This window comes from Lapillicoccus sp. (assembly GCF_036559105.1).
Classification (GTDB): domain Bacteria; phylum Actinomycetota; class Actinomycetes; order Actinomycetales; family Dermatophilaceae; genus Lapillicoccus.
In genome coordinates, this window is sequence record NZ_DATBTV010000041.1 from 1 (window position 1) to 8,707 (window position 8,707).

The 8,707-nt window shown below is 72.2% G+C and carries 9 protein-coding genes; all 9 read right to left on the bottom strand.

The annotated features are described in order from the left end of the window. Positions 1-533: ABC transporter permease (locus VIG79_RS05975; protein WP_414672589.1), on the bottom strand; the 533-nt coding region annotated here is incomplete at its 3' end. Continuing rightward, positions 530-1,336 carry a molybdate ABC transporter substrate-binding protein gene (modA, locus tag VIG79_RS05980; protein WP_331883376.1) on the bottom strand — a complete coding sequence of 269 codons (807 nt, stop codon included), beginning with the start codon at positions 1,334-1,336 and terminating at the stop codon, positions 530-532. The genes modA and VIG79_RS05975, both read right to left, overlap by 4 nt. Further along, positions 1,333-1,743, bottom strand: a complete 411-nt coding sequence (locus VIG79_RS05985) for a TOBE domain-containing protein (protein WP_331883379.1) — start codon at positions 1,741-1,743, stop codon at positions 1,333-1,335. The genes modA and VIG79_RS05985 overlap by 4 nt, the downstream gene beginning before the upstream one ends. 103 nt (positions 1,744-1,846) lie before the next feature. Next, positions 1,847-4,654, bottom strand: a complete 2,808-nt coding sequence (locus tag VIG79_RS05990) for a DEAD/DEAH box helicase (protein ID WP_331883382.1) — start codon at positions 4,652-4,654, stop codon at positions 1,847-1,849. Positions 4,655-4,664: 10 nt separating this feature from the next. Further along, entirely contained in the window at positions 4,665-5,570 is a 906-nt protein-coding gene (locus tag VIG79_RS05995) for a diacylglycerol kinase family protein (RefSeq protein WP_331883384.1), read from the bottom strand. A gap of 89 nt (positions 5,571-5,659) precedes the next feature. After that, the gene (tatC, locus tag VIG79_RS06000; protein WP_331883386.1) at positions 5,660-6,436 is read right to left on the bottom strand and encodes a twin-arginine translocase subunit TatC; all 777 of its coding nucleotides are present in this window, start codon (positions 6,434-6,436) and stop codon (positions 5,660-5,662) included. A 95-nt stretch (positions 6,437-6,531) separates the two neighbouring features. After that, positions 6,532-6,921, bottom strand: coding sequence for a Sec-independent protein translocase subunit TatA (tatA, locus tag VIG79_RS06005; RefSeq protein ID WP_331883389.1), 390 nt, complete (start codon positions 6,919-6,921; stop codon positions 6,532-6,534). Positions 6,922-6,959: 38 nt separating this feature from the next. Beyond that, entirely contained in the window at positions 6,960-7,961 is a 1,002-nt protein-coding gene (locus VIG79_RS06010) for a WYL domain-containing protein (RefSeq protein ID WP_331883391.1), read from the bottom strand. Then, the coding region (locus VIG79_RS06015) for a WYL domain-containing protein (RefSeq protein WP_331883394.1) at positions 7,958-8,707 on the bottom strand (750 nt) is incomplete at its 5' end. The genes VIG79_RS06010 and VIG79_RS06015, both read right to left, overlap by 4 nt.

Sequence of the window (8,707 nt, forward strand, 5' to 3'; positions counted from 1 at the left end):
GCCTCCTCGAACCCGCGGTCCAGACCGCGGAACGCGCCCTCCACGGTCACGATGAGGAACGGCATCGCCACGAAGGCCTCCGCGACGATGACGCCCTGGGTGGTGAACGGGAGCGTGATGCCGAACCACTGGTCGAGGTACTGCCCCACCACACCGAGCCGCCCGTACGCCAGCAGCAGCGCCACACCGCCGACGACGGGCGGCAGGACCAGCGGCAGCATCACCAAGGCGCGCAGCACCCCGAGGCCACGGAACCGAGCCCGGGCCAGGACCCAGGCCAGCGGTACCCCGACGACCAGCGACAGGGCCGTCGCTGCGGTGGCACAGATGAGCGACAGCCGCAGCGCGTCGAGAACGTCACTGTTCTGGAGGATCCCCAGGAGGCCGGACCACGGTGCCCGAATGAGCATCGCGGCGAGCGGTACCAGCAGGAACAGCGCGCCGATCAGGGCAGGGACGGCGAGCGGCCACGGGACGGCGGAGCGGTTCCGGACCGGTCGGCGCGCCCGCCCGGTGGGTCGGGGCCGGCTCACGGACTGGCGAACCCGCCCGCCGTGAGGACAGCCATCCCCTCCGGGGAGAGGACGTAGTCGACGAACGCCTGGGCAGCGGTCGGGTTGGCCGCCTTGGTCAGCGCGGCGATCGGGTAGGTCGTGGACGCGTTGACGTCGGCCGGGATCTCGATGCCCTTGACCTTGTCCCCCGCCGACTTCACGTCGGTGACGTAGACGATGCCGGCGTCGACCTCACCGAGCGAGACCTTGGTCAGGACGGCCTTGACGTCGGCCTCCTGGCTGACCGGCGTCACGGTGATCTTGGCGTTGGCGAACACCTTCGTGGCGATGCCGCCGCACGGCACCTGGGCCTGGCAGACGGCCACCTTCACGCCCGGCGTGGCGAGATCGTTCACCGAGGCGACGTTGGCCGGGTTGGCTGCCGGGACGGCGATCTCGCCGACGTTCTTCGCGAACGGGGTCGACGACGTTGCCCCGCCGGCCTTGACGACCGCGTCCATGTTGGTCTGGCTGGCCGAGGCGAAGACGTCGGCGGGCTGGCCCTGCGTGATGCCCGTGGCCAGAGCCGAGGACGCCCCGAAGTTCGGCGTGATGGTCACCCCCGGGTGGGCGTCCTCGAACTGCTTCTTGAGCGTCGTGAACGACTCCTGCAGCGACGCAGCGGCGAAGACGGTCACCGTGCCGGTGATCGTCGTGGTCGTCGACGCACCGGCCGACGACAGCGACGTCGTACCCGGGGCGCTTCCGGAGCTGCAACCCGCCAGGGCGACAGCCGACAGACTGGCGACGGCGAGCGCGGCAAGGGGGGTTCGGGTTCTCATGACCGCTCCGGTAGCTCGACGACGACGTTGGTGGACTTGATGGCCGCGATGGCGAGCACGCCCGGCTCCAGCTGGAGCTCGTCGGCCGCCTCGCGGCTCATGAGCGAGACGACACGATGCGGACCGGCTTGGATCTCGACCTGCGCCATGACGGTGTCCCGGACCACCCGGGTGACCAGCCCGACGAACCGGTTCCGTGCCGACTCCGACCGGACCAGCCCGGGCGTCGGCTGCTCTCCGGCGGTGGCGAGGGTCTGGGCGAACGCGGCCAGCTCGGCTCCCGCGACGACGTTCCGGCCCCCTGCATCCGTTGTCGAGGCCAGCCGACCAGCGTCGATCCACCGTCGAACGGTGTCGTCGCTCACCCCGAGGAGGTCGGCGGCTTCGCGAACCCGGAACGTCGTCACCGGGGCAGCATAGTTGCAGGTGCGGCGCTATCGAGTACAGAGTCCCGCTTCTGCGGCGACCTGGTGGAGTCATCCCACGATTCGCGGAGAACGGCGACCCGGGTCAGTCCATCCGGTCGGCGGCGACGACTCCGCGCCGCACCGCATCGACGGCCGAGCGGGCGGTCGAGGCCAGCCGGGGCGCGCCGCTGGTGACCGCCGCGTCGGCGACCTGGTCGAGCAGGTCGATGATCTGCTTGCACCGGCGGACGAAGTCGCCCGCGGCGATGTCGCTGCCGCGTAGGACTGACTCGAGCTGGTGGCCGCTGGCCCACCGGTGGACCATCCACGCGATGCCGCCGTCCGGGTCGTTGGTCACGGGCAGCCCGCTGTCGCGCTCGCGGTCCTCCAGCCGGCTCCACAGCCGGACCATCTCGGTCCACGCCGTGTGGACCTGCTCGCCCGGCATCCGCGGGCTGATCTCGGACTCCTCGCGACGCGGCTCGTGGACCAGCGTCGAGATGGCGGCGGCGAGCCCGGGGGCGTCGAGCTTGTCCCAGACCCCGTGACGCAGGCACTCCGCGGCCAGCAGGTCCTTCTCGGTGTAGAGCCGGCGCAGCTGCTCCCCCCGTGGCGTGACCGTGGTCCCGCCGGGACCCAGGTAGTCCATCTCCTCCAACAGGTCGCAGATCCGGTCGAACGTCCGGGCGACGGAGTTGGTCCGCCCGTCGACCTTGCGCTGCAGCCCCTCGGTCTCCCGCGTCAGGCGCCACCAGCGTTCGGCCCACCGTGCGTGCTGCTCCCGGTCGGGGCACGCGTGGCACGGGTGCGCCCGCATCTGCCGGCGCAGCTCCTCGATCCGCCAGGACTCGTCGGTATGCGCGTAGCCACGGCCGCGCCCCGGAGGCGGGTCGTGGGGCACGGCGATCCGGAGGGACGTGGCGAGGTCGCGGCGCGACTTCGGGCTCTTGGCGTTGAAGTTCTTCGGCAGCTTGACGGTGGTGATCGGCTCCACCGGTGTCGGCACGTCGACCAGCGTCAGCCGGCGCAGCTGTCGGTCCTCGGTGACCACTGCGGGGGACGGCGTCTCGCCCCGGCCACCCTTGTTGGCCTGAACCACGACGGCGTAGCCCGAACGCCGGCCCGCCGGGATCCGGATGACGTCACCTACGCGCAGCTTCTCCAGGCTCACGGCGGCCTCCGCCCGGACACTGGCCGCCCGCCGCTTGACGGCGTCCTTCTCGACCCGGCCGATCTCGTCGCGGATGGCGGCGTAGGCGGCGAAGTCGCCCCGGTCGCACTGCATCGCCTCCGCGTACCCGGCCAGGGCCTCCTGGTTGCGCCGGACCGTCTTCACGAACCCCACCACGGCCCGGTCGGCCTGGAACTGGGCGAACGAGGTCTCCAGCAGCTCCCGGGCCCGGTCACGGCCGAACTGGGAGACGAGGTTGACGGCCATGTTGTAGGTGGGCCGGAAGCTGGACCGCAGCGGGTACGTCCGCGTCGACGCCAGCCCGGCCACCGCAAGCGGGTCGAGCTGCCGGTTCCACAGGACGAGGGCGTGCCCTTCGATGTCGATGCCGCGCCGTCCGGCCCGCCCGGTCAGCTGGGTGTACTCCGCGGGCGTGACGTCGACGTGGGCCTCGCCGTTGAACTTGACGAGCCGCTCGAGCACCACGGTGCGCGCGGGCATGTTGATGCCGAGGGCCAGCGTCTCGGTCGCGAACACCGCGCGGATCCGGCCCGCCGTGAACAGCTCCTCGACCACCTCGCGGAAGGTCGGCAGCATGCCGGCGTGGTGGGCGGCATACCCGCGGGAGAGCCCGTCGACGAAGTCCCAGTAGCCGAGGATGCCGAGGTCCTCATCGGCGATGCCGGACACCCGTTCCTCGACGATCCGCCGGATCCGCTCGCCCTCCTCGTCGGGGACCAGCCGGACGTTCTGGGCCAGCAGCTGGCCGACCGCGGCCTCGCAGCCGACCCGGCTGAAGATGAACGTGATCGCCGGCAACAGGGCCTCGCGCTCCAGACGTTCCAGGACCTCGGCGCGGGTTGCTCCCCCGCCGGGCCGGCCGCCGGTGCCACCACCGGCCGAGCTGGCGAACCCGCGACCGCCCTGCCCGCCACCGGGACCGCGCCGGCCGCGACTACGAGACGGGAACCGGTCGTTGTCGTGGGTGCGACGCGACAGGTTCGCGATGACCTGCAGCAGCTGGGGGTTCACCCGGGTCGGCGCCGCGTATCGCAGTGCGTCGACGCCGCCATCTGGTGCGTTGGACGGGTCGTAGGCCTCATCGACGAAGAGGTCGTACATGCCCTTCCCGACCATCATGTGCTGCCACAGGGGCACCGGCCGGTGCTCGGAGACCACGACCGACACGTCGCCGCGCACCTCGGCCAGCCACGCTCCGAACTCCTCCGCGTTCGACACGGTGGCCGAGAGCGAGACCAGCCGGACCTCCGGCGGGAGGTGGATGATCACCTCCTCCCAGACCGCTCCGCGGAACCGGTCGGCGAGGTAGTGGACCTCGTCCATCACGACGTACCCGAGCCCCACCAGAGTGGGCGAGCCCGCATACATCATGTTGCGGAGCACCTCAGTCGTCATGACGACGATCGGGGCCTCGCCGTTGATCGACGAGTCCCCGGTGAGCAGGCCGACGTTCCGGGCGCCGTGCCGCCGGACGAGGTCGGTGTACTTCTGGTTGGACAGGGCCTTGATCGGCGTCGTGTAGAACGCCTTGCGGCCGGTGGCCATCGCGAGGTGGACGGCGAACTCGCCGACGACCGTCTTGCCGGCACCGGTGGGCGCGGCGACGAGCACCCCGTGTCCGGCCTCGAGCGCCTCGCACGACTCGACCTGGAACGGGTCGAGCGGGAACCCGAGCGTCGACGCGAAGGCCGCGAGCTCCCCCTGCTCCCGCGGCGCCATGACGCCCACGCTATGTCACGACGGTGAGGGCACCGGGGACGACCTCGAGGTCCAGCGGCAGCGGCTCGAACCGCTCCCCGTCGGCCTGGGTGACGATGCCGCGCGCCTCGAGCCGGACGTGGCGGCCGCGGAGGATCTGCACCTGTGGGTGGGTGACGTGGGTCCCCCTGAAGACCCGGGGGAACACGCGCAGGAACTCGGCGCGGGACACCCGGTGCAGGATGACGATGTCGAGGAACCCGTCGTCGTACGACGCGTGTGGCGCCACTCGCATACCTCCGCCGAAGGCCGGACCGTTGGCGACCGCGACGAGCATGGCGTCGGTGGCCGTGCGCTCGCCGTCGACGGTGACGACGTACGGGATGGGCCGGAAGACCGGCAGCTCGCGGGCGACCGCGATGTTGTAGCGCATCGGCCCGCGCGGCCAGCGCATCCGGGCGGCCCGCTCGTTGACCACCGAGTCGAACCCACCGCCCAGGACCCCGATCCACCAGCGCGTCTCCCCCGCCGTCGTGACGCACCGACCGAGGTCGACCGCGCGCGTGCGGCCACCGGTGACCAGGGCCGCGGCGGCCAGTGGCGCGCGGACGGGCAGGCCGAGCTCCCGGGCGTTGTCGTTGCCGGACCCGGCCGCGACCACCGCGAGCGGCGTGGGACGGCCGGCGCAGAGGTTCGCGCCGAGGTGGACCATCCCGTCGCCGCCGACCACGGCGAGGACGTCGATCCGGTACGCGTCGAGGGCCTCCCGCGCCCGGGCCGCTGCGGTGGCCTCGTCGGGTCCGGAGAGGTCGACGACGTCGTGTCCGGCCGCCTGGAGCGCCCCGGCGGTCTGGCGGCCGTAGGCGGCCCCCCGTCCACGACCCGCCGTGGGGTTGGTCAGCAGGCCGACCCGCGGGAACGCGAGGTCGCGAGGCACGCGCGAAGGCTACCGGCGCGCTCACCTCCCACGAACATCCGCATCTCGACGTCGGAGGTGCTCCACCTGCCGCCGGCGGCGAGCCGGCGTCAGATCGGCGAGGCCTGGTCGTCCGGGAGGTTGCGCCAGGCGGCGGACACGTCGCGCTTGGCCCGACGCCGGTCGAGCAGCGCCCCGATGCCGACCGCGGCGAAGAACAGCGCCACCATCGGCACCGCGAGGAAGATCATCGACCACGGGTCCGGCGAGGGCGTCATCATCGCTGCGAACAGGAAGATGAGGAACACCGCCGGCCGCCACCCCTTGAGCATCACCCGAGCCGGCAGCACGCCCGCGGCGTTGAGCCCGACGAGGAACACCGGCAGGAGGAAGGCCAGCCCGAACGCCATGATGAACTTCAGCACGAAGTTCAGGTAGGTGTCGGCGGGCAGGATGTTGGTCGCGTCCTCCGGGGTGAACGACAGCAACGCATGGGCCGCCTTGGGCAGGGTGACGTAGCCCAGCACACACCCGGCGAGGAACAGCGGCGCCGCGGCCCCGATGAAGAAGACGGCAGTCCGCTTCTCCCGCGACGTCAGCCCGGGGACGATGAACCCCCAGATCTGGTAGAGCCAGACCGGCGAGGCAAGGACGACGCCGACGAACAGCCCCACCGTGATGAGGATCGAGAACGCGTCGGTCATCCCGGTGAAGTTCACCGTGGCGATCTGGGCGCCGCGCTCGGCCGCCACGTCCTTGATGGGGGCGACGAGCTTCTCGAAGATCCAGTCGTACTGCCACCACCCGATGGCGGCGCCGATGATGATCGCGATCAGCGAGATCACGAGGCGACGGCGCAGCTCGCGCAGGTGGTCCCCGAGGGACATCCTCCCCTCGGGGTCACGCTGCTTGCGTAGTCGGCGGAAGGCCATGCGTCAGTGCCTGACCAGTCGTGGGGGTGGCGAACCGACGGACCCAGCGCTCAGAGCGCGGGGTTCTCGTAGCGCTGCTGCTCGGCCGGCCGGTCCGAGGCGTCCGCCGAGTGGCCGTTGGACGCGCTGGGGGTCGGCTGGTACACGGGCGCCGGCTGCGGCGGGGCCTGGGCCGCCATAGGCGGCTGCGGCGCCGGAGCGGGCTGCATGGGCTGGGTGGTCTGCGGGGGAACGACGTCGCCCGGGACGGTGTCACCGGCGGCCGCGCTGGGACGCGCGTCCTTGCCGTCGTTCTTCATCTCGGAGACCTCGGACTTGAAGATGCGCATCGAGCGACCGACGCTCCGAGCGGCGTCCGGCAGCTTCTTCCAGCCGAAGAGGATCGCCAGCAGCACCGCGACGATGAGCAGGTGGCTGGGCTGAAGGAGGTCTCTCCACATGATTCTGTCAGGCCTTCCGGGGGTTGGTGGCTGTCAGTCTACGTCTCGAGGCCCGACGGGACCGCTATGTACGCGCTCAGCGCCTCCTGTGCACCGACCGCCACGCTCGTTGCGAGGTCAACGGGCGAGACGACACGGACGTGCCCGCCCATCCGCCAGGCCAGCCGGCGTACGAGCGCAGGGTCCGAGACGTGCAGCGTCACCCGGCGGTGGCCCTCCCCGAGGTCCTCCACCCGGTCGACCGGGTAGTAGTCGACGATCCACGCCCCCGCGCGGTCGGTCTCGACCACCACTTCGAGATCTTCCTCGCCCGGCGTGAACAGGGCCTCGTTCACGTCCCGGGGCTGCGCCTGGGGCGGCGGCGTGCCGTCGACGTCGAGGACCTCGAGCGACTGGATCCGGTCGAGCCGGAACAGCCGCACGTCCTCGGCGCGGTGGCACCAGCCCTCGAGGTACCAGTGACCGTCGAGGTAGACCACCCGCATGGGGTCCACGTCGCGCTCGGTGACCTCGTCACGGGCGGGGACGAGGTATGCCAGGTGCAGCCTCCGGCGGTCGGCGACGGCGCGCCGGGCCCGGCCGAGGACCGACGCCCGGGCGCCGTCGTCGATGGAGACCTGGACCCGGGCGCTCGGCGCACCGATGGCGCCGGTCGCCTCCTCGAGCTTGCTGAGGGTGCGGGCCACCGCGTCGTGCTCGACGAGGCCCGGAGTCGTGGCGAGCGCCCGCAGCCCGACCATCAGCGCGAGCGCCTCGTCGACGCTGAGCCGCAGCGGCCGGGCGATGTAGTCGGCGTTGCCCAGGAAGACCCTCCCGTCCTCCCAGTCGGCCTCGATGAGGTCGTCCGGCATCCCGCCCGGAGTGCCACAGACGAAGAGCAGCTCCAGGTCCGCGACCAGCTGGTCCGTGCTGACCCCGAACTCCGAGGCGGCGTCCTCGAGGGGGACGCCCTGGTGGGCCAGCAGCCACGGCACCATGTCGAGCAGCCGAGAGAGCCGGGTCGTGGCCGACTCGGGCGGCTGGCGGCGGGGCGGCGTCACAGCTCCTCCTCGGGGGCGAGCTCTGCGGACCCGGTCACCCCGCGCAGCCGTCGGACCACGGCCTCCGTGAGGTCGGTCGGCGCGACCGCCACGACCTCCGGGCCGTAGCCCGCCACCTCGTCGGCCAGCCGGTCCACGTCGCGGAAGTCGACCTCGACCGACGACCACCCGTCGCCGGCGACGCTGTAGGACCCGCCGGACCCGTCGGACCCGTCGGACCCGTTGGAACCGCCGTTGGACCCGTTGGGCCCAACCCCGTCGGCCGCGGTGCGGGCGCGGCGCCGCAGCGCGTTGCCACTCCCGTCGCGGACCCGCAGCGTGGCCACCCGTGGCGGCGACGTCGGGACCTGGGTGGAGTCGACCATCACCCGTGGGTCGTGGTTCTCGGGGATGTCGTAGGCGCCCGGCGGTCCGGAGGTCGTGACGGTGGTGTCGATGCGGCCCACGCGGAAGACCCGGGCGGCGCCGCGGTCCAGGTCGAAGCCGGTGAGGTACCAGCGGCCGTGCCACTGGGCAAGACCCCAGGGCTGCAGGTGCCGGGTGGAGCTCTCCTCGTCGGGCTTGCGGTAGCCGAAGGTGACGGCTCGCCGGTCACGCACCGCGCGGCGCAGCGGCTCGAACGCCTCCTCGGTCGTCCGGACCACCGGCTCGATGCCCACCAGCGAGGCCTCGTCCATGGCCACCCCCGCGGCCCGCAGCTTGCGCAGCCCCGTCGCGGCCGGTCCGGCGAGGCTGGCCCGGGTCCA